Raw genomic sequence first — 25,000 nt, 5'->3', positions numbered from 1 at the left:
AGGTCCAGAATAGAAGACGGAAATCCCATATCGGGAAGACGTATTTTAAGGAATAACAATGAAAAAAATCGCCATCGCCTGTGCATTACTCACCAGTTTTGTTGCCAGCAGCGTCTGGGCTGATGCAGCCAGCGACCTTAAAAGCCGACTGGATAAAGTAAGCAGCTTCCACGCCAGCTTCACGCAAAAAGTGACGGACGGCAGCGGCAACGCGGTGCAGGAAGGCCAGGGAGATTTGTGGGTAAAACGCCCAAATCTGTTCAACTGGCACATGACCCAGCCGGATGAGAGCATTCTGGTGTCTGACGGTAAAACCTTATGGTTCTACAACCCGTTCGTTGAGCAGGCTACTGCGACCTGGCTGAAAGATGCCACCAGCAATACGCCGTTTATGCTGATTGCCCGTAACCAGGCCAGCGACTGGCAGCAGTACAATATTAAACAGACGGGTGACGAGTTTGTCCTGACGCCGAAAGGCAGCAACGGCAACCTGAAGCAGTTCACCATTAACGTGAGCACCAACGGTACCATTAATCAGTTCGGCGCGGTTGAGCAGGACGATCAGCGCAGCAGCTACCAGCTAAAATCTCAGCAGAACGGCGCCGTTGATGCATCGAAATTCACCTTTACCCCGCCGAAGGGCGTGACGGTGGACGACCAACGCAATAAGTAAGAGGCGTGAGTGGGCAATCTGTCGCTCGATTTTTCAGATAACGCGTTTCAACCTCTGGCCGCCCGTATGCGGCCAGAAAATTTAGCGCAGTACATCGGCCAGCAGCACCTGCTGGCTGCCGGTAAGCCATTGCCACGCGCCATTGAGGCGGGGCATCTTCACTCCATGATCCTCTGGGGGCCCCCTGGCACCGGCAAGACCACGCTTGCAGAAGTGATCGCCCGCTATGCCAACGCGGACGTTGAACGCATCTCGGCGGTGACCTCCGGCGTGAAGGAGATCCGTGAGGCGATCGAGCGTGCGCGGCAGAACCGCAATGCCGGGCGGCGCACCATCCTCTTCGTGGACGAAGTCCACCGCTTCAACAAGAGCCAGCAGGATGCCTTCCTGCCGCATATTGAAGATGGCACGATCTTCTTCATCGGTGCGACCACCGAGAATCCGTCGTTTGAATTGAACTCGGCGCTACTCTCCCGCGCGCGCGTTTATCTGCTCAAATCGCTGACCACCGAGGATATTGAAAAGGTTCTCACCCAGGCGATGGACGACAAAACGCGCGGCTACGGCGGGCAGGATATCGTTCTGCCCGACGACACGCGTCGTGCGATTGCCGAGCTGGTCAACGGCGATGCGCGTCGGGCGCTGAATACGCTGGAAATGATGGCCGATATGGCCGAAGTCGACGATGCCGGGAAGCGGGTGCTTAAACCGGAACTGCTCACCGAAATTGCTGGTGAACGCAGCGCCCGTTTCGACAATAAAGGCGACCGTTTTTACGACCTGATCTCGGCGCTGCATAAGTCGGTACGCGGCAGCGCACCGGATGCGGCGCTTTACTGGTACGCGCGCATTATCACCGCGGGCGGCGATCCGTTATATGTCGCGCGCCGCTGTCTGGCGATTGCGTCTGAAGATGTTGGCAATGCCGATCCACGCGCTATGCAGGTCGCGCTGTCGGCCTGGGACTGCTTCACCCGCGTTGGACCTGCGGAGGGCGAACGTGCCATTGCGCAGGCGATTGTTTATCTGGCCTGCGCGCCGAAAAGCAATGCGGTTTATACCGCGTTTAAAGCGGCGATGTCGGATGCGCGTGAACGTCCGGACTACGATGTTCCGGTTCATTTGCGTAATGCACCGACCAAACTGATGAAAGAGATGGGGTATGGGCAGGAGTACCGCTACGCTCATGATGAACCCAATGCCTACGCCGCAGGGGAGGAATATTTCCCGCAGGAGATGGCACAAACGCGCTATTATCGCCCCACAAACAGAGGTCTTGAAGGCAAGATTGGTGAAAAGCTCACCTGGCTCGCCGGACAGGATCAAAATAGCCCTATAAAACGCTACCGTTAGTTCAATCGTTGCGGTAATGTTGGCGTAGTATCCTTGTGGCCGCAGGCTGTGGTCACATTTTCCTATTTTAATTCGATAAGCACAGGATAAGCATGCTCGATCCCAATCTGCTGCGTAATGAGCCAGACGCAGTCGCTGAAAAACTGGCACGCCGGGGCTTTAAGCTGGATGTAGATAAGCTACGCGCTCTTGAAGAGCGTCGTAAAGTACTGCAGGTACAAACTGAAAATCTGCAGGCAGAGCGTAACTCTCGATCGAAATCCATCGGCCAGGCGAAAGCGCGCGGGGAAGATATTGAGCCATTACGCCTGGAAGTGAACAAACTGGGCGAAGAACTGGATCAGGCGAAAGCTGAGCTGGACGTTCTTCAGGCCGAGATTCGTGATATTGCCCTGGCTATCCCGAATATTCCTGACGACAGCGTGCCTGTCGGCAAAGATGAAAACGACAACGTTGAAGTGAAGCGCTGGGGTACGCCTCGTGAGTTTGACTTCGAAGTACGCGATCACGTGACGCTGGGCGAAATGCACGCGGGCCTGGACTTTGCGGCAGCGGTTAAGCTGACAGGTTCTCGCTTCGTGGTGATGAAAGGCCAGATTGCCCATCTGCACCGCGCGCTGGCGCAGTTCATGCTGGATCTGCACACAGAGCAGCATGGCTACAGCGAAACCTACGTGCCGTATCTGGTCAACCACGATACGCTGTACGGTACGGGCCAGCTGCCGAAATTTGCCGGCGACCTGTTCCATACCCGCCCGCTGGACGAAGAAGCAGACAGCAGCAACTACGCGCTGATCCCAACCGCGGAAGTGCCGCTGACTAACCTCGTGCGTGATGAGATCATCGACGAAGACGATCTGCCGATCAAACTGACGGCACATTCACCGTGCTTCCGTTCTGAAGCCGGTTCTTACGGTCGCGACACGCGCGGTCTGATCCGTATGCACCAGTTCGACAAAGTTGAGATGGTGCAGATCGTTCGTCCAGAAGAATCCATGGACGCGCTGGAAGAGATGACCGGCCACGCGGAGAAGGTGCTGGAGCTGCTGGGTCTGCCGTACCGTCGTATGGCTCTGTGTACCGGTGATATGGGCTTTGGCGCCTGCAAAACCTTCGATCTGGAAGTGTGGGTGCCTGCGCAGAACACCTACCGTGAAATCTCCTCCTGCTCTAACGTCTGGGATTTCCAGGCGCGCCGCATGCAGGCACGCTGCCGCAGCAAATCTGACAAGAAAACCCGTCTGGTACATACCCTGAACGGTTCTGGTCTGGCTGTGGGTCGTACCCTGGTTGCCGTGCTGGAAAACTATCAGCAGGCAGACGGTCGTATCGAGATCCCTGAAGTGCTGCGTCCATACATGAAAGGCCAGCAGTACATCGGTTAATATTTGTCTCAAAACAAAAAAGCGCCTCAGGGCGCTTTTTTTATGCTTATGAATTGATACGACGCAATACCCCCTCCCTCTAAAGTAGTAATACTCCTCCGAATGAAAGTCAGCATAAAACGCTGATAACGAAAATATTCGTTATATATAAAACTACATAGCGGTTTGCGCCGCCTCTCTTTTCTTTGTGAGCAACCAAAGTGAGTCTCTATGAAAATCAACGCGCCTGAAGCATTAATGGCTGCCGAGGTCACTCGCCGTGGTTTGATGAAAACCACGGCCATAGGCGGCCTGGCCGTAGCCAGCAGTGCCTTCACGCTCCCCTTTACCCGACTGGCGTCGGCGGCTGATGCTCTGTCTCCGGCCACTTCCCCGGAAAAAGTGGTGTGGAGTGCCTGTACCGTCAACTGCGGTAGCCGTTGTCCGCTGCGTATGCATGTGGTGGATGGTGAAATTAAATATGTCGAAACCGACAATACCGGGGACGATAACTACGAAGGGTTACATCAGGTCCGTGCCTGCCTGCGCGGTCGCTCCATGCGTCGTCGCGTCTATAATCCTGACCGCCTGAAATACCCGATGAAGCGCGTCGGTAAGCGTGGGGAAGGGAAGTTCGAGCGGATTAGCTGGGATGAAGCCTACGATATCATTGCCACTAACATGCAGCGTTTGATTAAAGAGTACGGCAACGAATCCATCTACCTGAACTACGGTACCGGGACGCTTGGCGGCACGCTGACCCGTTCCTGGCCACCGGGTAAAACGCTGGTGGCGCGCCTGATGAACTGCTGCGGCGGTTATCTCAATCACTATGGTGACTACTCATCGGCGCAGATTGCTGCTGGCCTGAACTACACCTATGGCGGCTGGGCGGACGGAAACAGCCCGTCTGATATCGAAAATAGTAAGCTGGTGGTGCTGTTCGGCAATAACCCGGGTGAAACCCGCATGAGCGGCGGTGGGGTAACCTACTACCTCGAACAGGCCCGCGCCAAATCCAATGCCCGCATGATCATCATCGACCCACGCTACACCGACACCGGCGCCGGACGTGAAGACGAGTGGATTCCCATTCGTCCGGGGACCGACGCGGCGCTGGTCTCCGCCCTGGCGTGGGTGATGATCACAGAGAATCTTGTCGATCAGCCTTTCCTGGATAAATACTGCGTCGGCTATGACGAGAAAACTCTGCCAGCCAGCGCGCCGGCAAACGGTCACTACAAGGCGTATATTCTCGGACAGGGCAGCGACGGCGTGGCGAAAACGCCGGAGTGGGCGTCCACCATCACCGGCATCCCGGCTGAGCGTATCGTTCAGCTGGCGCGTGAAATTGGTTCAGCCAAACCGGCCTATATCAGCCAGGGCTGGGGTCCGCAGCGTCATGCGAACGGCGAAATCGCGACCCGTGCCATCTCCATGCTCTCCATTCTGACCGGCAACGTCGGCATTCACGGCGGTAACACCGGCGCGCGTGAAGGTTCATATGAAGTGCCGTTCGAACGTATGCCGACGCTGGATAACCCGGTTCAGACCAGCATCTCCATGTTTATGTGGACCGATGCGATTGAACGCGGCCCGGAAATGACCGCCCTGCGCGACGGCGTGCGCGGCAAGGACAAGCTGGACGTGCCGATCAAGATGATCTGGAACTATGCCGGTAACTGCCTCATCAACCAGCATTCAGAAATCAACCGTACCCATGAAATCCTGCAGGATGACAAGAAGTGCGAGATGATTGTGGTGATCGACTGCCACATGACCTCTTCGGCGAAATATGCCGATATCCTGCTGCCGGACTGCACCGCCTCTGAGCAGATGGATTTCGCGCTGGATGCATCCTGCGGCAACATGTCCTACGTGATTTTTACCGACCAGGCGATTAAACCGCGCTTTGAGTGCAAAACCATTTATGAGATGACCTCCGAGCTGGCGAAACGTCTTGGCGTTGAGCAGCAGTTTACCGAGGGGCGGACTCAGGAAGGGTGGATGCGCCATCTGCATGAACTCTCCCGTAAGGCCATTCCTGACCTGCCGGACTTTGACACCTTCCGCAAGCAGGGGATGTACAAACAGCGCGATCCGGAAGGGCACCACGTGGCGTACAAAGCGTTCCGTGAAGATCCGCAGGCGAACCCGCTGACCACGGCGTCGGGCAAAATCGAAATCTATTCCGAAGAGTTGGCAAAAATTGCGTCAACCTGGGAACTGCCGGAAGGGGACGTTATCGATCCACTGCCGATCTACACGCCGGGCTTTGAAAACTACAACGATCCGCTGACGGCGAAATTCCCGCTGCAGCTGACTGGCTTCCACTACAAAGCGCGTGTTCACTCTACCTACGGTAACGTCGACGTGCTGAAAGCCGCCTGCCGACAGGAGATGTGGATCAACCCGATGGATGCCAAAGCGCGAGGTATCAGCAATGGGGATCGCGTGCGGATCTTCAACGGTCGCGGCGAGGTTCACATTGAAGCCAAAGTGACGCCGCGCATGATGCCAGGCGTAGTGGCGCTGGGTGAAGGTGCCTGGTATAGCCCTGATGCAAACCGCATCGACCAGGCTGGCAGTATTAACGTACTGACCACGCAGCGTCCGTCGCCGCTGGCGAAAGGCAACCCATCCCACACAAACCTTGTCCAGGTTGAAAAGGTTTAAGGAGTAACCGATGACAACTCAGTATGGATTTTTTATTGATTCCAGCCGTTGCACCGGGTGCAAAACCTGCGAGCTGGCCTGTAAAGATTACAAAGACCTGACCCCTGACGTCAGCTTCCGCCGTATTTATGAATACGCCGGGGGGGACTGGCAGGAAGATAACGGCGTCTGGCATCAGAACGTTTTTGCCTATTACCTGTCAATTGCCTGTAACCACTGTGAAGATCCGGCCTGTACCAAGGTCTGCCCGAGCGGGGCGATGCACAAGCGTGAAGACGGTTTTGTTGTGGTGGACGAAGATGTCTGCATCGGCTGTCGGTACTGCCATATGGCGTGCCCGTACGGCGCGCCGCAGTACAATGCCGCCAAAGGTCATATGACCAAATGCGACGGTTGCCACACCCGCGTAGCGGACGGCAAAAAGCCGATTTGCGTCGAGTCCTGCCCGCTGCGCGCGCTGGACTTCGGTCCGATTGAAGAGCTGCGTCAAAAACACGGTCAGCTCGCTGCCGTGGCGCCGCTGCCGTCTGCGCACTTCACGAAGCCGAGCATTGTAATTAAACCTAACGCCAACAGCCGTCCTACAGGGGACACCACCGGCTACCTGGCAAATCCGAAGGAGGTGTGAGATGGGAAGTGGATGGCATGAATGGCCGCTGATGATCTTCACGGTCTTTGGTCAGTGCGTGGCGGGTGGTTTCATTGTGCTCGCGCTGGCGCTGTTGAAAGGTCGCCTTAATGCTGAACAGCAGCAGCGTTTAGTGTTGAGCATGTTTGGCCTGTGGGTGCTGATGGGGATTGGGTTTATCGCCTCTACGCTTCATCTGGGTTCGCCTATGCGCGCGTTTAACTCCCTGAACCGCGTGGGGGCCTCATCCCTCAGTAACGAGATTGCCAGCGGAGCAATTTTCTTTGCCGTCGGTGGGCTGGGCTGGCTGCTGGCCGCCATGAAAAAATTGCCTGCGGGTCTGCGCAGCCTGTGGCTAATCGTGACCATGGTGTTGGGCGTAGTGTTTGTGTGGATGATGGTGCGCGTCTATAACACCATCGATACCGTTCCAACCTGGTACAGCGTCTGGACGCCAATGAGCTTCTTCCTGACGATGTTTATCGGCGGACCGCTGCTGGGCTACCTGCTGCTGCGCGTGGCGGGCGTAGACGGGTGGGCAATGCGTTTGTTGCCCGCTGTTTCGCTGCTGGCGCTGGTGGTGAGTGTGATGGTCGCCCTGATGCAGGGAGCAGAACTGGCAACCATTCACAGTTCTATCCAGCAGGCTTCTGCCCTGGTACCGGACTACGGTGCTCTGATGGCCTGGCGCATCGTTCTGCTGGTCGCCGCGTTGGTATTCTGGATTGCTCCTCAGCTCAAAGGTTATCAGCCCGCGCTGCCGCTGCTGTCACTGGCCTTTGTGCTGGTACTGGCGGGTGAACTGATTGGTCGCGGCGTGTTCTACGGGTTGCATATGACTGTAGGTATGGCTATCGCCAGTTAACGTTGTATTTGGTTATATCAAGCCGGGCCTGAGTGCCCGGCTTTTTCTTTTTTCGGTCATGAAATTTTTCGACTGTCGTTTTGTTTTAATTTTGCCCATTAATAAATGAAAACAGAGACATAATTAATATCTATAGCAGGCGTGGCATTAGCAGGATAAGTTTTTTAAATCGACAGGGAACATATTGTGCGAGGCGGCTAAATCAGTGGATTGACTTTGTTTTTGCCAGTGGCATGATGCGCACGAAATCTGAACTTCCTCACGGCTTTTTAATCCATGACCACCTATACCCGGCCAGTGCTGCTGTTGCTCTGTGGCTTGCTTCTGTTGACCCTGGCGATCGCAGTGTTAAATACGCTCGTCCCGCTGTGGCTTGCCCATGAAAACTTACCGACCTGGCAGGTGGGTATGGTCAGCTCGTCCTTTTTTACCGGCAACCTTCTTGGAACCCTGGTGACCGGGAGCCTGATTAAGCGCTTTGGCTTTAACCGCAGCTATTATCTGGCTTCGCTGATTTTCGCTGCCGGGTGTGCGGGGCTGGGCCTGATGGTCGGCTTTTGGAGCTGGATGGCATGGCGCTTTATCGCCGGTGTAGGCTGCGCGATGATTTGGGTAGTCGTTGAAAGTGCGCTGATGTGCAGCGGCACCTCCCGTAATCGTGGACGCCTGCTGGCAGCCTATATGATGGTTTATTACGTCGGCACCGTGCTGGGGCAACTGATGGTCAGCAAGCTGCCAACCGACCTCATGAGCGTTCTGCCGTGGGTAACGGGTATGGTGCTGGCCGCGATCTTGCCTTTGCTCTTCACGCGCATCGTGAACCAGAACAGCGAACACCAGGAAGCAACCCACGTCTGGCCAATGCTCAGACTGCGTCATGCGCGTCTGGGCGTTAACGGCTGCATTATATCGGGGATTGTACTGGGCTCGCTCTATGGTCTGATGCCGCTCTATCTGAATCATCAGGGCGTCAGCGATTCCGGAATTGGCTTCTGGATGGCGGTGATGGTGAGTGCCGGGATCGTCGGGCAGTGGCCGATTGGCCGACTGGCGGACCGCTTCGGTCGTCTGCTGGTGCTGCGCGTTCAGGTTTTCGTGGTCATCATGGGATGTCTTGCCATGCTCAGCAACGCCGCAATGGCGCCTGCGCTGTTTATTCTCGGGGCCGCCGGCTTTACGCTCTATCCGGTGGCAATGGCCTGGGCCTGTGAGAAAGTTGAGCACCACCAGCTGGTGGCAATGAACCAGGCGCTGTTACTGAGCTATACCATCGGCAGCTTATTAGGGCCGACGTTTACCGCGATGCTGATGCAGAATTACTCCGACAATTTACTGTTTATCATGATTGCCAGCGTGTCGTTTATATATCTCTTAATGCTGCTGCGTAAAGCAGGTGAGCATCCAACGCCTGTGGCACATGCCTGATTAAATTAAAGCCTGTCGATGACAGGCTTTTTTGTCCCTGTCACAACTAAGAGTTTTACTTATTGTTTGTTTATTGCGCCAGGCGATAATTCATGTGAGTCCTACCACTATAAGGCAGCAATCATGTCTATTCGTCGTTTTTCCACTACCGCACTTGCCGTAGTGTTGTCTTTAACGTTTGCAACGGCTCCGGTCATGGCTAATCCTGGAAACGGGAATGGCGGTGGTCACGGAAACGGTGGCGGACAAGGTAATGGCGGTAATCATGGTAACGGGAATTCAGGTAACTCCGGCAACCATGGAAATAAGCAAAATAGCGGACAGGATAACCCTGGAAAATCGAATAAGAGCTTCAAAAATAGCAAAGACGTCGGTAATGATGTTGATGCTCGCGTGAGCTTCGATCATGCGCGTCACCTGGCGCTGAATTATGGCTTAACGGGTTATGACTCTCTGCCTCCGGGCATCGCGAAAAACCTGGCGCGCGGTAAGCCGCTTCCTCCTGGCATTGCGAAGAAAACCGTGCCAGCCTCTATGCTGGACCAGCTTCCTTCCTACCCAGGCTATGAATGGCGCGTGGTCGGGGACGACCTGGTCTTAATTGCGCTGAGCACAGCCATTGTGACGTCCGTTATTAACGGTGTATTTAAATAGAATATAAAAAAGGCCCGGTTTTACCGGGCCTTTTCTTTAATACATGACCTTGTGGCCATACTGCTCGAGAATACCTTTCACGCGTTCCATCGTCTCTTTTTTCGGCGGCTTCACGCCATCGAGTTTGTACTCTTCGCCCATGGCCACCCATTTATGTTTACCCAGCTCGTGATAGGGCAGAAGCTCGATTTTCTCGACGTTGCCCATGTCACGGGTGAATTCCCCCAGGCGGTGCGCGGAGTCGTCGTCGTCTGACCAGCCAGGAACAACCACGTAGCGGATCCAGGTTTTGATGCCTTTGTCGGCTATGTATTTGGCAAACTCCAGCGTGCGGTGGTTTGAGACACCAACGAGGTTCTGGTGGATCTCATCGTTCATCTGTTTGAGATCGAGCATCACCAGATCGGTCACTTCAAGCAGTTCATCAATCACCGGATCGTAGCGACGTACAAAGCCATTGGTATCCAGGCAGGTATGTATGCCTTCTTTGTGGCAGGCGCGGAACCAGTCACGGACAAATTCAGCCTGAAGAATGGCTTCACCGCCGGATGCGGTGACGCCGCCACCGGACGCGTTCATAAAGTGGCGGTAAGTCACCACCTCTTTCATCAAGTCTTCAACGGTCACTTCTTTGCCGCCGTGCGTGTCCCAGGTATCGCGGTTATGGCAGTACAGGCAGCGCATCAGGCAGCCCTGGAAAAAGGTGATAAAGCGGATGCCCGGGCCATCAACGGTGCCACAGGATTCAAAGGAGTGAATACGACCAATAGTTGACATTGCGGTGATATCTCCATCATCGGCCCGTCCCGGGCCTGTGTATGCACAGCTCAAAGCCGGCTGTGTTAAGTCTGTTTTGGCTGTTATCCATTAAGTATAGATAGCGGACAAAAGAGACTGAGGTGGAGAGGGTGCTAAAAAGGCCCCACTGACGTGGAGCCTTTATTGTACGCGTTGTTAACGCGTGATTTCAGTCAATTCCACTTACATGGACTGAGTGAAAGTACGGGTGATAACGTCCTGCTGCTGTTCTTTAGTCAGGGAGTTAAAACGTACTGCGTAGCCAGATACGCGGATGGTCAGCTGAGGATATTTCTCAGGGTGTTCCATCGCGTCGAGCAGCATTTCACGGTTCATTACGTTCACGTTCAGGTGCTGACCACCTTCGATGGACGCTTCGTGGTGGAAGTAACCATCCATCAGACCCGCGAGGTTGGTTTTACGCACTTCGTCGTCTTTACCCAGCGCGTTTGGCACGATAGAGAAGGTGTAAGAGATACCATCTTTCGCGTAAGCAAACGGCAGTTTAGCGACGGAAGTCAGAGAGGCAACAGCACCTTTCTGATCACGACCGTGCATTGGGTTAGCACCTGGGCCGAATGGCGCGCCAGCACGACGACCGTCTGGGGTGTTACCGGTTTTCTTACCATACACAACGTTAGAGGTGATGGTCAGAACAGACTGAGTCGGGATAGCGTTACGGTAGGTAGTCAGTTTCTGAATTTTCTTCATGAAACGTTCTACCAGGTCAACCGCCATGTCATCAACGCGAGAGTCGTTGTTACCAAACTGAGGATATTCGCCTTCGATTTCGAAGTCGATAGCCAGACCGTCTTCGTCACGAATTGGTTTAACTTTCGCATATTTGATTGCAGACAGGGAGTCAGCAGCAACGGACAGACCAGCGATACCACACGCCATGGTGCGGATAACGTCACGGTCGTGCAGCGCCATCAGAGAGGCTTCGTAGCTGTACTTGTCGTGCATGTAGTGGATAACGTTCAGTGCAGTGACGTACTGCTTAGCCAGCCAGTCCATGAAGTGATCCATGCGGTCCATGACTTCGTCGAAGTTCAGAACGTCGCCTTTGATCGGCTCAGATTTAGGACCAACCTGCATTTTCAGTTTTTCATCAACGCCGCCGTTGATAGCGTACAGCATGGTTTTCGCCAGGTTTGCACGCGCACCGAAGAACTGCATTTGTTTACCAACAACCATTGGGCTTACGCAGCAAGCGATAGCGTAATCGTCGTTGTTGAAGTCCGGACGCATCAGGTCATCGTTCTCGTACTGCAGAGAAGAGGTATCGATGGACACTTTAGCGGCGAATTTCTTGAAGTTCAGAGGCAGTTTTTCAGACCACAGAACGGTGATGTTCGGCTCCGGAGAAGGACCCATGGTGTACAGGGTGTTCAGGAAGCGGAAGCTGTTTTTGGTAACCAGAGTACGGCCGTCAACGCCCATACCGCCGATAGATTCTGTTGCCCAGATTGGGTCACCAGAGAACAGTTCATCATATTCAGGAGTACGCAGGAAGCGAACCATACGCAGTTTCATGACCAGGTGGTCAATCATTTCCTGAGCGTCTTGCTCGGTGATTTTGCCTGCTTTCAGGTCACGTTCGATGTAAGCATCCAGGAAGGTGGATACGCGACCGAAGGACATTGCTGCGCCGTTCTGAGACTTAACTGCGGCCAGGTAGCCGAAGTAGGTCCACTGGATAGCTTCCTGAGCGTTGGTAGCAGGACCAGAGATATCGCAGCCATATTTCGCCGCCATCTCTTTGATCTGACCCAGCGCGCGGTGCTGTTCAGCGATTTCTTCACGCAGACGGATAGTCGCTTCCAGGTTTACGCCATTTTCCAGGTCAGACTGCAGGGAAACAAACTGCGCGTACTTGTCTTTCATCAGGAAGTCGATACCGTACAGCGCAACGCGACGGTAGTCACCGATGATACGGCCACGGCCATACGCATCTGGCAGACCAGTCAGAACGCCAGATTTACGGCAGTTCAGAATGTCTTTGGTGTAAACATCGAATACGCCCTGGTTGTGGGTTTTGCGGTATTCGGTGAAGATTTTTTTCAGCATTGGGTCCAGCTCGCGGTTATACGCTTTGCAGGAACCTTCAACCATTTTAATACCACCAAACGGGATGATTGCGCGTTTCAGTGGTGCTTCAGTCTGCAGACCAACGATTTTCTCAAGGGCTTTGTTGATGTAGCCAGCATCGTGAGAAGTGATGGTGGAAGCAACGGAGGTGTCAAAATCAACTGGCGCGTGAGTGCGGTTTTCCAGTTTAACGCCTTCCATTACGCTGTCCCACAGCTTGGTGGTCGCGTCAGTTGCGCCAGCCAGGAAGGATTCGTCACCTTCATACGGGGTATAGTTTTTCTGAATGAAGTCACGTACGTTTACTTCATTCTGCCAGTCACCTTTCGCAAAACCTTCCCAGGCTGTGGCTAACTTTTCATTAAGCTCGGACATGTAACACCTACCTTCTTAAGTGGATTTTTTATTTACTGCCTGAGAAAACCATCAATGATGATCGTCGCCACGCAGGTAAATGACCCAGTATGTCAACCCAACTAACAGACCCCCACCGATAATGTTCCCGATAGTGACAGGGATCAGGTTATCAGTAATGAAATTCATAATAGTCAGGTGTGAGAAACTTTCCGGGGATGAACCAACTGCGGTCCAGAACTCCGGGCTCGCAAAGTCGCGGATGACAATGCCCATTGGGATCATGAACATATTCGCGATACTGTGCTCAAAGCCGCTGGCAACAAACATCGCAACCGGCAGAACCATAATTAAGGCTTTGTCCATCAGGCTACGACCCGAGTAGCTCATCCATACAGCCAGGCAGACCATCAGGTTAGCGAGGATGCCGAGAGCAACGGCTTCGATAAATGTGTGGTGCATTTTGTGGTCGGCGGTTTGCAGGACGTTAAGGCCCCAGCCACCGTTGGCGGTCATGTACTCGCCAGAAAGCCACATCAACAAAACAAAGAGCAGACAGCCAACCAGGTTACCCACGTAGACGTTAAGCCAGTTACGTGCCAGCTGACCCCAGGTAATTCTTCCGCTGGCCTTTGCCACGACAATCAGCACCGTTGAGGTGAAGAGGTCGGCGCCGCAGATGACGCAGAGAATCAGACCCAGTGAGAAACAAATGCCGCCAATCAGTTTGGCCATACCGAAAGGCATTCCGGCAGTACCGGTGGTGGCGGTGATGTAGAAGACGAAAGCGATAGAGATGAACACACCAGCCGTGATCGCCAGATAGAACGTCTTCATCGGGTGTTTCGTTGCTTTATAGACACCCGCTTCTTCGGCAACTTTGGCCATCGCAGCAGGGAGTAAAAGATCAAAAGGGTTGTCAGCTTTCACACTAACTCTCTCTTTATTAAGTCGGCGACGAGATACTAACAAAGCATTATAGAAGAGAAATTGATATAGATCATATCTCGCCTGGCTTATAGGCCCGCAGTGTGTATGGATTTACAGCAAATGCGGAGTAAGTGTTTGATTATCCGTATAAAAATAAATTTTAAAAGTTATGAAAAGAGTTGAATTTTTTCGTTCAGCCACCTCGGATACAGTTAATTAATATGGAGTATTTACCATAAAAAGTAACAGTAAAGCCCAGGTAAATATTATTATATTTACCCATGTTTAACTTTATTATTACAATCAACAGTCATTGCCGAAGAAAATAAAAAACGGGGCAATGAAATTGCCCCGTAATATAGCCCAGACGATTGAATACGCCTACTGCTGGTAATGTTATGTGCGCTTATTTTGACCAGTAAGCGGCTTTTGCTTTCTGCAGTTTTTCGTAGGCCTTCAGCAGCGACTGGTGCGCCGGGAAGGCTTGCAGATCGCTATCAACAGCCTGCAGGCCATAGAACGGCGCTTCAGCGCTCAGGGCCGCGCTGGCTGCTTCTACAGCCTCAGCACCGTACATGCGCACGAAAGCGTTCAGGTATTGCAGCGGTTCGCGATCCTCTTCCTGTGCAAGCAGCAGCAGGGTTTGCAGGCAACGGTAATAGTTGGTGCGCTCGGCAGAGAAGACCGACTGGTTGAATTCCATGGTCCACTCGGTCCAGGCCAGGGCCTGATCCAGGTCGCCACCCGCCAGGGCCAGCATCGCTTTCAGCTCACCAATACGCAGGGTATACCAGCCGTTATCTTTACCTGTCGCCAGACCCAGGAGTTCGCGTACGCGGGTGAAGTCATCGTGGCCTTCCTCGTCCAGTTGGGCGATCAGGTTCAGATAATCTTCTTTTTCCCACTCGCTGCCAGGCAGAGCCAGCAGCGTTTCGCGCAGATGTGCACCCATGCTGTTATTCGCCAGCCACAGATCTTCTGCAGGGTAGATGTCGGACATGCCGGGAACAATAATGCGGCATGCATAGACGCCCAGGTGCTCGTAGTCGGCGATATAGACGTCCTGGTCTTCGGCTTTGAAAATCGCCATCAGCGTCGCGAACTCTTCTTCCGTTGTCCCTGCAAAGCTCCAGTCCACGAACGGATAGTCTGCGTCCTGTTTGAACATATCCCAGGAGATCAAACCGCTGGAGTCAATGAAGTGGGTTTCGAGGTTCGTATGTTCAGCCACTTCTTCATCGTCAAACGTTGGCGGTGTGAACACGTCGAGATCTTTCAGGCTACGGCCCTGCAGCAGCTCGGTGACGGTGCGTTCCAGCGCCACGCCGAAGTCAGGGTGCGCGCCAAAGGAGGCGAAACAGGTGCCGTTTGTCGGGTTGAACAGCACGACGCAGATAACCGGGTACTTGCCGCCCAGCGAGCCGTCATAGGCAAAGATTGGGAAACCTTCTGCTTCCAGCTTAGCGATGGATTCCACCACGCCCGGGTAGCGCGCCAGCACGTCGGCCGGAATTTCAGGCAGGCTAATGGATTCGGCAATGATGCGGTTTTTAATGTGGCGTTCAAAGACTTCGGAAAGGCCCTGCACGCGCGCTTCATTGCGGGTGTTACCCGCGGACATACCGTTGGACACATACAGGTTGCCGACGATGTTCATCGGGATATAGACGGTCTGCTCGTCAGACTGACGGGTAAACGGCAGGGCGCAGATCCCACGATCCTCATTGCCAGACTGCAGATCGATCAGCATGCTGGCGGTCAGTTCGTTGTCTGGATCGTAGAAGGCACGCAGGCGTGCGTCGAGAATACCTTCCGGCAGTTCGTCGTCTTCGGTCAGCGGGAACCATTTTTCATTTGGATAGTGAACGAACGGGCCGTTAGCGATGGTCTCGCCCAGCCAGAAGTCAGCGAAGAAATAGTTGGTGGACAGACGCTCAAAATACTCACCCAGCGCAGAGGCCAGTGCCGCTTTTTTTGTCGCGCCTTTACCGTTGGTAAAGCACAGGGCACAGTCTTTATCGCGAATATGCACGGACCAGACGTGAGGCACCGGATTGAGCCAGGAGGCTTCTTCGATGTTAAAACCCAGGTCGGTCAGTTTCTGCTGGAAGCGAGCGATGGAATCTTCCAGAGCGGCATCTTTGCCGGGGATAAACGTTTGAGTCATGGCGTTCACTTTTATCGTACGTAAAGCGCGCAATGATACGGGTTTTGAGTGACGGGTGCTATCTTCGGCGAAAATAAATGGCTGGGCTATGCTTAGTGGCAGTAACTGACTGTTAAGGCATAGAAAAATGAAAGCATTTGATCTCCAGCGGATGGCGTTTGATAAAGTTCCTCCTGAATTTCTGGGCGAAGTGGCGCTCCGCAGCCTGTATACCTTCGTACTTGTCTTCCTGTTTCTTAAAATCACCGGCCGTCGCGGCGTACGGCAGATGTCGCTCTTTGAGGTGTTGATCATCCTGACGCTGGGTTCAGCGGCGGGGGATGTCGCCTTCTATGATGATGTGCCGATGGTGCCGGTGTTTATCGTTTTTGTTTCACTGGCGCTTCTTTATCGCCTTGTCATGTGGCTGATGTCGAAAAGCGAAAAGCTGGAAGATCTGCTTGAGGGGAAGCCGGTCGTTATCGTCGAGGACGGGCAGTTGGCCTGGGAAAATGTACAAAGCGCCAATATGACCGAGTTCGAGTTCTTTATGGAGCTACGACTGAATAGCGTTGAACAGCTCGGGCAGGTGCGTCTGGCGATCATGGAGACCAACGGGCAGATCTGCGTCTATTACTATTCTGACGACGAGGTGAAGCCGGGACTGTGTATCCTGCCGGATATGCTGATCGAGCGTTTCAGAACCGTACCTGAGTCAGGCGAGTATGCCTGCGTGAGATGTAGCCACGTGCTCGCGATGCAGCCGGGGGATCGTCAATTATGCCCCCGCTGTGCAAATCCAGAATGGACGAAGGTTAGCCGGGCCAAACGCATCACCTGACAGCCATTTTGTCGGTTTTGTGATGGCGAGGCGGCAGATTGTTTTGTGTGACGCGGGGCACATTTCAAGGGTCATAAGTTTTAGACATTGCGGCGCGTGTCACTGAATGATAAAACCGATATCCACAGTTATAACTTATGGCTTTTAGCGTGGTGAGGGGAAATGGCTCAAGTCTTTAATTTCAGTTCAGGTCCGGCAATGTTACCGGCAGACGTGCTTAAACAGGCTCAACAGGAACTCTGTGACTGGAACGGTCTCGGTACGTCGGTGATGGAAATCAGCCACCGTGGTAAAGAGTTTATTCAGGTGGCCGAAGAGGCAGAAAAGGATTTTCGCGATCTGCTGAATATTCCCTCGAACTACAAAGTATTGTTCTGCCACGGCGGTGGACGCGGCCAGTTTGCAGGCGTTCCGCTGAATATCCTCGGTGACAAAACGACGGCTGACTACGTTGACGCGGGCTACTGGGCTGCGAGCGCCGTTAAAGAAGCGCATAAATACTGCACGCCGAATGTTATCGACGCCAAAGTGACCGTTGATGGCCTGCGCGCCGTGAAGCCAATGAGCGAGTGGCAGCTTTCTGATAACGCAGCGTATCTGCACTACTGCCCGAACGAAACCATTGACGGGATTGCCATCGACGAGACGCCAAACTTCGGCAGCGATGTCGTGGTTGCCGCCGACTTCTCCTCCACCATTCTGTCTGCGCCAATTGATGTCAGCCGCTACGGCGTTATCTATGCGGGCGCGCAGAAAAATATCGGTCCGGCCGGTTTGACTATCGTCGTCGTGCGTGAAGACCTGCTGGGTAAAGCGCATAAATCCTGCCCGTCGATTCTCGATTACACCGTGCTGAACGATAACGATTCTATGTTCAACACCCCACCAACGTTTGCCTGGTATCTTTCAGGCCTGGTCTTCAAATGGCTGAAGCAAAACGGCGGCGTGGCGCAGATGGACAAGGTGAATCAGCAGAAAGCTGAACTGCTGTATGGCGTGATCGACAAAAGCGATTTCTATCGCAACGATGTGGCGAAAGCTAACCGTTCCCGCATGAACGTGCCGTTCCAGCTGGCGGACAGCAGCCTGGATAAAGTGTTCCTTGAAGAGTCCTTCGCGGCAGGCCTGCATTCGCTCAAAGGTCACCGTGTCGTTGGCGGCATGCGTGCCTCCATCTATAACGCGATGCCGCTGGAAGGCGTTAAAGCTCTGACGGATTTCATGATCGACTTCGAACGTCGCCACGGTTAATAGCGCTGTTTTCACCCCCGTAGCCCTGCTGCGGGGTTTTTATTATGTTGAGTTGAGAGTTAAGTTTTCATGGAATCCCTGACGTTACAACCTATCGCGCGGGTAGATGGCACCATTAATCTGCCTGGTTCAAAAAGTGTCTCGAACCGCGCTCTGCTGCTGGCAGCACTGGCAAACGGCACCACCGTCCTTACAAACCTGCTGGACAGCGATGACGTACGCCATATGCTCAATGCGCTGAAAGCGTTGGGTGTTCATTACATTCTCTCCGACGATCGTACCCGCTGCGAAGTGACCGGCAGCGGCGGCGCGCTGCAGACGGATGAAGAGCTTGAGCTGTTTCTGGGCAATGCGGGTACCGCGATGCGTCCGCTGGCGGCGGCCCTGTGTCTTGGGCGCAACAACATTGTGCTGACCGGCGAACCTCGCATGAAAGAGCGTCCGATTGGCCATCTGGTGGATGCCCTGCGTCAGGGCGGCGCGCAGGTTGAGTATCTGGAGCAGGAAAACTATCCGCCACTGCGTCTGCGCGGTGGTTTTAACGGCGGTCACGTCGAGGTTGACGGCAGCGTCTCCAGCCAGTTCCTGACGGCACTGCTGATGACCGCGCCGCTGGCGCCGCAGGATACGGTTATTACGATTAAAGGCGAGCTGGTCTCCAAACCTTATATTGATATCACGCTGCACCTGATGAAAACCTTCGGTGTCGAGGTTGAAAACCAGTCTTATCAGCGCTTCGTGGTGCGTGGGGCGCAGCAGTACCAGTCTCCGGGCAGCTATCTGGTTGAAGGCGACGCTTCTTCGGCTTCTTACTTCCTGGCTGCGGGTGCGATCAAAGGCGGTACCGTGAAGGTCACCGGTATTGGTCGCAATAGCGTGCAGGGCGACATACGTTTTGCGGACGTGCTGGAAAAAATGGGCGCGGTTGTGACCTGGGGTGATGACTTCATCGCCTGTACCCATGGCGATCTGAATGCCATCGATATGGACATGAACCATATTCCGGATGCGGCGATGACCATTGCCACTGCGGCGCTGTTTGCAAAAGGCACCACCACGCTGCGTAATATCTACAACTGGCGCGTAAAAGAGACTGACCGTCTGTTCGCGATGGCGACCGAGCTGCGTAAGGTCGGCGCTGAGGTGGAAGAGGGCGAAGACTACATTCGCATCACGCCTCCTGCAAAACTGCAGGTTGCCGAGATCGGAACCTACAACGATCACCGTATGGCGATGTGCTTCTCGCTGGTGGCGTTGTCAGACACGCCTGTGACCATCCTTGACCCGAAATGTACGGCGAAAACGTTCCCGGACTACTTCGAACAGCTGGCACGCATTAGCACGCTGGCCTGATAACACCTTGCCGCATCGCCTGATGCGGCATTTCCTTACGCTTCCTGACGAACACTTCCGTTCATTTCTTCTACACTCTGCTTCAATCAATCCGTAATTTGCACGCAAAGGTAACAGTTGCGCACGTTGACGCGTATAATGCGCGGCGTTCATGTAAACGGTATGCCTTATTTAAGGAGAAAAAGATGACGGCAATTGCCCCGGTAATCACCATTGATGGGCCGAGTGGCGCAGGGAAAGGGACTCTGTGCAAAGCGATGGCGGAAGCATTGCAATGGCATCTTTTAGATTCGGGAGCAATCTATCGCGTGCTGGCTCTGGCTGCGCTACATCATCACGTGGACGTGGCGTCAGAAGAAGCGCTGGTTCCGCTGGCCGCGCATCTTGATGTGCGTTTCGTGTCGACCGATGGCAACCTGGAAGTGATCCTTGAAGGGGAAGACGTGAGCGGGGAAATCCGTACTCAGGAAGTGGCGAATGCGGCCTCTCAGGTAGCGGCCTTCCCGCGCGTTCGTGAGGCGTTGTTACGTCGTCAGCGCGCGTTTCGTGAAGCCCCGGGTTTGATCGCGGACGGACGCGATATGGGAACCGTGGTATTCCCTGATGCACCTGTGAAAATTTTCCTTGACGCCTCTTCGGAAGAACGCGCTCAGCGCCGCATGCTTCAGTTGCAGGAAAAGGGGTTTAGTGTTAACTTTGATCGCCTTTTATCCGAGATAAAAGAGCGCGATGACCGCGATCGTAACCGCGCCGTCGCTCCACTTGTTCCAGCAGAAGATGCATTAGTTCTGGATTCAACCAGTTTAACTATTGAGCAAGTGATTGAAAAAGCGCTACAATATGCGCGCCAAAAACTGGCACTCGCGTAATCGCGACCGATTTAGCAGTACCCCCGCTGCAATGGATTGACGGCGGGTATGTGAAACAACCCCATCCGGCACGGAGCCAGGTGGACGTTAATATTAACCTGAAGATTAAACATGACTGAATCTTTTGCTCAACTGTTTGAAGAATCCTTAAAAGAAATCGAAACCCGCCCGGGTTCCATCGTTCGCGGTGTTGTTGTTGCTATCGACAAAGACGTAGTACTGGTTGACGCCGGTCTGAAATCTGAGTCCGCCATTCCGGCAGAGCAGTTCAAAAACGCCCAGGGCGAGCTGGAAATCCAGGTTGGCGACGAAGTTGACGTTGCTCTGGACGCAGTAGAAGACGGCTTCGGTGAAACCCTGCTTTCTCGTGAGAAAGCGAAACGTCACGAAGCTTGGATCACGCTGGAAAAAGCTTACGAAGAAGCTGAAACTGTGGTCGGTGTTATCAACGGCAAAGTTAAAGGTGGCTTCACTGTTGAGCTGAATGGTATTCGTGCGTTCCTGCCAGGTTCTCTGGTAGACGTTCGTCCAGTCCGTGACACCCTGCACCTGGAAGGCAAAGAGCTTGAGTTCAAAGTAATCAAGCTGGACCAGAAGCGTAACAACGTTGTTGTTTCCCGTCGTGCCGTTATCGAATCTGAAAACAGCGCAGAACGCGATCAGCTGCTGGAAAACCTGCAGGAAGGCATGGAAGTCAAAGGTATCGTTAAGAACCTCACTGACTACGGCGCATTCGTTGACCTGGGCGGCGTTGATGGCCTGCTGCACATCACCGACATGGCGTGGAAACGCGTTAAGCACCCAAGCGAAATCGTGAACGTGGGCGACGAAATCACTGTTAAAGTGCTGAAGTTCGACCGCGAGCGTACTCGTGTATCCCTCGGCCTGAAACAGCTGGGCGAAGATCCATGGGTAGCTATCGCTAAGCGTTACCCAGAAGGTACTAAACTGACTGGTCGCGTAACCAACCTGACTGACTACGGCTGCTTCGTTGAAATCGAAGAAGGCGTTGAAGGTCTGGTGCACGTTTCCGAAATGGACTGGACCAACAAAAACATCCACCCATCCAAAGTTGTTAACGTTGGTGATGTAGTGGAAGTGATGGTTCTGGATATCGACGAAGAACGTCGTCGTATCTCCCTGGGCCTGAAACAGTGCAAAAACAACCCATGGCAGCAGTTCGCGGAAACCCACAACAAAGGCGACCGTGTTGAAGGTAAAATCAAGTCTATCACTGACTTCGGTATCTTCATCGGCCTGGACGGCGGCATCGATGGCCTGGTTCACCTGTCTGACATCTCCTGGAACGTTGCAGGCGAAGAAGCAGTTCGTGAATACAAAAAAGGCGACGAAATCGCTGCAGTTGTTCTGCAGGTTGACGCAGAGCGTGAGCGTATCTCCCTGGGCGTTAAACAGCTCGCAGAAGATCCGTTCAACAACTGGGTTGCACTGAACAAGAAAGGCGCAATCGTAAACGGTAAAGTAACTGCAGTTGACGCTAAAGGCGCAACCGTAGAACTGGCTGACGGCGTTGAGGGTTACCTGCGCGCTTCTGAAGCTTCCCGTGACCGCGTTGAAGATGCCACTCTGGTTCTGAACGTAGGCGACGACGTTGAAGCTAAGTTCACCGGTGTTGACCGTAAGAACCGTGCAATCAGCCTGTCTGTTCGTGCTAAAGACGAAGCTGATGAGAAAGATGCAATCGCAACTGTTAACAAACAGGAAGATGCAAACTTCTCTAACAACGCAATGGCTGAAGCTTTCAAAGCAGCTAAAGGCGAGTAATATCAGGTTCTCAGCATCATTTGCGCTGTAACGCATTTACAGCGTGAAGGATGAGGAGCAAACTTGACAGATTGCAGGATTCGTCCTGTAATCAATAACAAAGGGCGGCTACGGCCGCCCTTGTTTAATGAGCTGTTCAGCTAATTGGTTTGAAAGGAACCGGAGGAATCATGACCAAGTCAGAATTGATTGAAAGACTTGCCAGTCAGCAACCGCATATCCCTGCCAAGGCAGTGGAAGATGCCGTAAAAGAGATGCTGGAGCATATGGCCTCCACTCTTGCCCAGGGCGAGCGCATTGAAATCCGCGGTTTCGGTAGTTTTTCTCTGCACTATCGTGCTCCACGTACCGGGCGTAACCCGAAAACTGGCGATAAAGTCGAGCTGGAAGGTAAGTACGTTCCACACTTTAAGCCGGGTAAAGAACTGCGCGATCGCGCCAATATTTACGGTAACTGAGTTTAGCCAGCCGGTTAAACTGGGTTCGAAAGAAAGCACCTGCGGGTGCTTTTTTTGTGTCTGTCGCTTTTATTCTGAAGATGTCCCGCATTTTCAGTTTCGTTTTCTGTAAGCCGATAAAAACAACACAGCGCGCGCTGTAAAACGCATTCTTCTCATCTGACATTTCGCACTGCTTGCATACATACTGCCGCTCTGAAACAGGGAGGTAGCAATGGGAATTCCCACGCTTAGTATCTGCGCCATTCTGGCGATAGCCCCGTTACTCTGGTTACCTGAACTGCCATCACCATACACCGTGTGGGTCATGGTGGCTGGCGGGATAGTGCTTGCTGCATGGCAAAACCATCGAGTGAAGTATGCTGGTATTACGCTGTTATTTTGTGCGTGGGGCATTCTGGCCGCGCAGGAGAGCGTCTGGCCGATGCAGCATTTAACCACGGGGGCTGTGCATGCTGAGGTAGAACTCACATCGACCGACGGCGCTACTCTGCATCAGGGAAACATTCGCAGCATTGATGGCAAGCGCTGGTGGGCTTCAACCGGCGTAACGCTGTATGGCAACTATCTGCCACAGAAAGCGTGTGCCGGTCAGCGCTGGACCATGACGCTCAGGCTCAGGCCTGCCCATGGCGAACTGAACGACGGCGGTTATGATTCTCAGCGCAGCGCCTTTGCCCAACATCAAACGCTGAGTGGGCGCTTCACCCGTGCTGAACTCGTCGATGGGCGCTGCAGCCTGCGAGCGCAATACCTGATGTCACTGCAAAACCGACTTTCTGCTTACCGCTGGGGTGCGGTTATCCTCGGACTTGGGATGGGTGAACGTCTGGATGTTCCCCGGGAAATAAAAGACCTGATGCGTGAAACCGGGACGCTGCATTTGATGGCGATTTCGGGCCTGCATATCGCGCTGGCGGCATCCCTCGTCTGGTTACTTGCACGTGGACTCCAGTTTTTATTACCCAGCCATCGGGTCTACTGGCAAATGCCTCTCCTGGCTGGGTTATGCTTTGCCGCCTTCTATGCCTGGCTTACCGGTCTGCAACCTCCTGCGCTACGAACGGTCATCGCGCTTGCTGTGCTTGCAATGTTGCGGATCGCTGCCCGCCAATGGTCTCCCTGGCAGGTATGGGGATGCTGTATCGCAGCGATCCTGATAAGCGATCCCTTAGCCGTACTTTCGCAGAGTCTTGCCCTGTCTGCATTTGCCGTCGCCGCGCTGATTTTCTGGTTTCAGTGGCTGCCTCTTCCTGACTGGCAACGGGCTCGACGTATACGGCCGCTGCTGAACCTGCTCTCTCTGCAGGTCGGTATGCTGATGCTGCTGATGCCGTTACAGGTTCTGATTTTCCATGGCTTCAGCTTCACCTCACTGGTCGCGAATCTCTTTGCCGTTCCTCTGGTGACGTTTGTCTCCGTACCGCTGATCCTGCTCGGCATGCTGCTTCATCTGCTGCCGCTGGAAGCACTGGAAAGCGTTGTCTGGTTTGCAGCCGATAAGTCACTTGCGGGGCTATTCTGGCTCCTCATGCGCCTGCCTGATGGCTGGCAGAGTGTAGATCAACGCTGGCAGTACATGACACTACTGCCCTGGCTTATCATCATTGGCTGGCGTTTTCGTGCCTGGAAAACCCTTCCCGCCGTTTGTTTTGCAGGAAGTGTTTTACTGACATTTCCTCTCTGGAGAACGGAAAAAAGCGAGAGCTGGACGGTACATATGCTGGATGTGGGGCAGGGGCTGGCAATAGTCATTGAACGGCAGGGGAAAGCCATTCTCTATGATACCGGGCTCGCCTGGCCGGGCGGGGACAGCGGACAGCGGTTAATTATCCCGTGGCTTCGCTGGCATCACCTGCGGCCTGAAGGCGTTATTCTCAGTCATGAGCACCTCGACCATGCGGGAGGCCTCGCATCGTTGCAAAAAGCGTGGCCTGACCTGTGGGTAAGAAGCCCATTGCGCCAGGCGGGGCATCACCCCTGTTTTCGCGGGGAGAGATGGAGATGGCAGGGACTCTCCTTCACCGTACACTGGCCCCCTGAAAATTACCCGGCTCAGGGAAACAACCATTCCTGCGTGGTAAAAATCGACGACGGTGAGCAGAGTGTTCTGCTAACAGGAGATATTGAAGCGCAGGCGGAACAGGCTATGCTTAGCCATTACTGGCGTTATCTGACCTCTACCCTCATACAGGTGCCCCATCATGGCAGCATTACTTCTTCTTCCTTGCCGCTGGTACAGCGCGTGGAAGGTAAAATCGCCCTGGATTCAGCGGCCCGCTATAACGCATGGCGATTCCCGTCAGCAAAAGTTGTCCGACGCTATCGAAAAGAGGGGTATATCTGGCACGATACCCCTCATTCTGGACAAATATCGGTGACATTCTCGCAACATCACTGGCAAATCCGGCGCTTGCGAGAGCAATTTTTACCCGTTTGGTATCATCAGTGGTTTGGCGCGCCCGTCGATAACGGGTAGAATATGC

The 25,000-nt window shown here is 53.8% G+C and carries 19 protein-coding genes; 15 read left to right on the top strand and 4 right to left on the bottom strand.

Annotation, left to right across the window (positions count from 1 at the left end; translation table 11 throughout):
• The first annotated feature begins 58 nt into the window (after positions 1-58).
• The 8 genes from lolA to AC4IBF_RS14475 all read left to right on the top strand — a co-directional run bounded on the left by lolA (position 59) and on the right by AC4IBF_RS14475 (position 9,638).
• Positions 59-673, top strand: coding sequence for an outer membrane lipoprotein periplasmic chaperone LolA (gene lolA / locus AC4IBF_RS14510; protein WP_021240884.1), 615 nt, complete (start codon positions 59-61; stop codon positions 671-673).
• A gap of 9 nt (positions 674-682) precedes the next feature.
• Positions 683-2,026, top strand: coding sequence for a replication-associated recombination protein RarA (gene rarA / locus AC4IBF_RS14505; RefSeq protein WP_252092699.1), 1,344 nt, complete (start codon positions 683-685; stop codon positions 2,024-2,026).
• A 92-nt stretch (positions 2,027-2,118) separates the two neighbouring features.
• Positions 2,119-3,411 carry a serine--tRNA ligase gene (gene serS, locus AC4IBF_RS14500; protein WP_008499983.1) on the top strand — a complete coding sequence of 431 codons (1,293 nt, stop codon included), beginning with the start codon at positions 2,119-2,121 and terminating at the stop codon, positions 3,409-3,411.
• A gap of 210 nt (positions 3,412-3,621) precedes the next feature.
• Entirely contained in the window at positions 3,622-6,066 is a 2,445-nt protein-coding gene (gene dmsA / locus AC4IBF_RS14495) for a dimethylsulfoxide reductase subunit A (protein ID WP_133294092.1), read from the top strand.
• A gap of 10 nt (positions 6,067-6,076) precedes the next feature.
• The gene (locus AC4IBF_RS14490; RefSeq protein WP_021240882.1) at positions 6,077-6,694 is read left to right on the top strand and encodes a DMSO/selenate family reductase complex B subunit; all 618 of its coding nucleotides are present in this window, start codon (positions 6,077-6,079) and stop codon (positions 6,692-6,694) included.
• 1 nt (position 6,695) lies between these two features.
• Entirely contained in the window at positions 6,696-7,559 is an 864-nt protein-coding gene (locus AC4IBF_RS14485; RefSeq protein WP_491462928.1) for a dimethyl sulfoxide reductase anchor subunit family protein, read from the top strand.
• 276 nt (positions 7,560-7,835) lie between these two features.
• Positions 7,836-8,984, top strand: coding sequence for an MFS transporter (locus AC4IBF_RS14480; protein ID WP_111963924.1), 1,149 nt, complete (start codon positions 7,836-7,838; stop codon positions 8,982-8,984).
• A gap of 123 nt (positions 8,985-9,107) precedes the next feature.
• Positions 9,108-9,638 carry an anti-virulence regulator CigR family protein gene (locus tag AC4IBF_RS14475; RefSeq protein ID WP_111963925.1) on the top strand — a complete coding sequence of 177 codons (531 nt, stop codon included), beginning with the start codon at positions 9,108-9,110 and terminating at the stop codon, positions 9,636-9,638.
• 36 nt (positions 9,639-9,674) lie between these two features.
• On the opposite strand, the gene pflA is transcribed toward AC4IBF_RS14475, so the two are convergent.
• From pflA to ycaO, 4 genes are all read right to left on the bottom strand, one after another.
• A complete protein-coding gene (gene pflA, locus AC4IBF_RS14470; RefSeq protein WP_045630022.1) occupies positions 9,675-10,415 on the bottom strand; it encodes a pyruvate formate lyase 1-activating protein in 741 nt (246 codons plus the stop codon).
• Between the two features lie 204 nt (positions 10,416-10,619).
• Entirely contained in the window at positions 10,620-12,902 is a 2,283-nt protein-coding gene (gene pflB, locus AC4IBF_RS14465) for a formate C-acetyltransferase (RefSeq protein WP_023310992.1), read from the bottom strand.
• 51 nt (positions 12,903-12,953) lie between these two features.
• The gene (gene focA / locus AC4IBF_RS14460; RefSeq protein ID WP_008499974.1) at positions 12,954-13,811 is read right to left on the bottom strand and encodes a formate transporter FocA; all 858 of its coding nucleotides are present in this window, start codon (positions 13,809-13,811) and stop codon (positions 12,954-12,956) included.
• Between the two features lie 406 nt (positions 13,812-14,217).
• Positions 14,218-15,978, bottom strand: coding sequence for a 30S ribosomal protein S12 methylthiotransferase accessory factor YcaO (gene ycaO / locus AC4IBF_RS14455; protein WP_252092700.1), 1,761 nt, complete (start codon positions 15,976-15,978; stop codon positions 14,218-14,220).
• Between the two features lie 127 nt (positions 15,979-16,105).
• On the opposite strand from ycaO, the gene AC4IBF_RS14450 reads away from it, so the two are divergent.
• The 7 genes from AC4IBF_RS14450 to AC4IBF_RS14420 all read left to right on the top strand — a co-directional run bounded on the left by AC4IBF_RS14450 (position 16,106) and on the right by AC4IBF_RS14420 (position 24,993).
• The gene (locus AC4IBF_RS14450) at positions 16,106-16,798 is read left to right on the top strand and encodes a DUF421 domain-containing protein (RefSeq protein ID WP_252092701.1); all 693 of its coding nucleotides are present in this window, start codon (positions 16,106-16,108) and stop codon (positions 16,796-16,798) included.
• A gap of 162 nt (positions 16,799-16,960) precedes the next feature.
• On the top strand, positions 16,961-18,049 hold the full coding sequence (gene serC, locus AC4IBF_RS14445; protein ID WP_143344890.1) for a 3-phosphoserine/phosphohydroxythreonine transaminase: 1,089 nt from the start codon (positions 16,961-16,963) through the stop codon (positions 18,047-18,049).
• Positions 18,050-18,118: 69 nt separating this feature from the next.
• Positions 18,119-19,402 (top strand): 3-phosphoshikimate 1-carboxyvinyltransferase, encoded by a 1,284-nt coding sequence (gene aroA, locus AC4IBF_RS14440; protein WP_127730265.1) that lies wholly within the window; start codon positions 18,119-18,121, stop codon positions 19,400-19,402.
• Between the two features lie 185 nt (positions 19,403-19,587).
• Positions 19,588-20,271, top strand: a complete 684-nt coding sequence (gene cmk, locus AC4IBF_RS14435; RefSeq protein WP_024907794.1) for a (d)CMP kinase — start codon at positions 19,588-19,590, stop codon at positions 20,269-20,271.
• Between the two features lie 111 nt (positions 20,272-20,382).
• A complete protein-coding gene (gene rpsA, locus AC4IBF_RS14430) occupies positions 20,383-22,056 on the top strand; it encodes a 30S ribosomal protein S1 (RefSeq protein WP_008499966.1) in 1,674 nt (557 codons plus the stop codon).
• A 170-nt stretch (positions 22,057-22,226) separates the two neighbouring features.
• Positions 22,227-22,514: an integration host factor subunit beta gene (ihfB, locus tag AC4IBF_RS14425; RefSeq protein WP_008499965.1), complete on the top strand. Its 288-nt coding sequence runs from the start codon at positions 22,227-22,229 to the stop codon at positions 22,512-22,514.
• 214 nt (positions 22,515-22,728) lie between these two features.
• The gene (locus AC4IBF_RS14420) at positions 22,729-24,993 is read left to right on the top strand and encodes a ComEC family protein (RefSeq protein ID WP_491462927.1); all 2,265 of its coding nucleotides are present in this window, start codon (positions 22,729-22,731) and stop codon (positions 24,991-24,993) included.
• Positions 24,994-25,000 lie beyond the last annotated feature (7 nt).

The organism is Enterobacter sp. Taxon_8 (genome assembly GCF_058354585.1).
The sequence above is the reverse complement of the archived record's forward strand: the minus strand, read 5'-3'. Positions and strand labels throughout refer to the sequence as shown.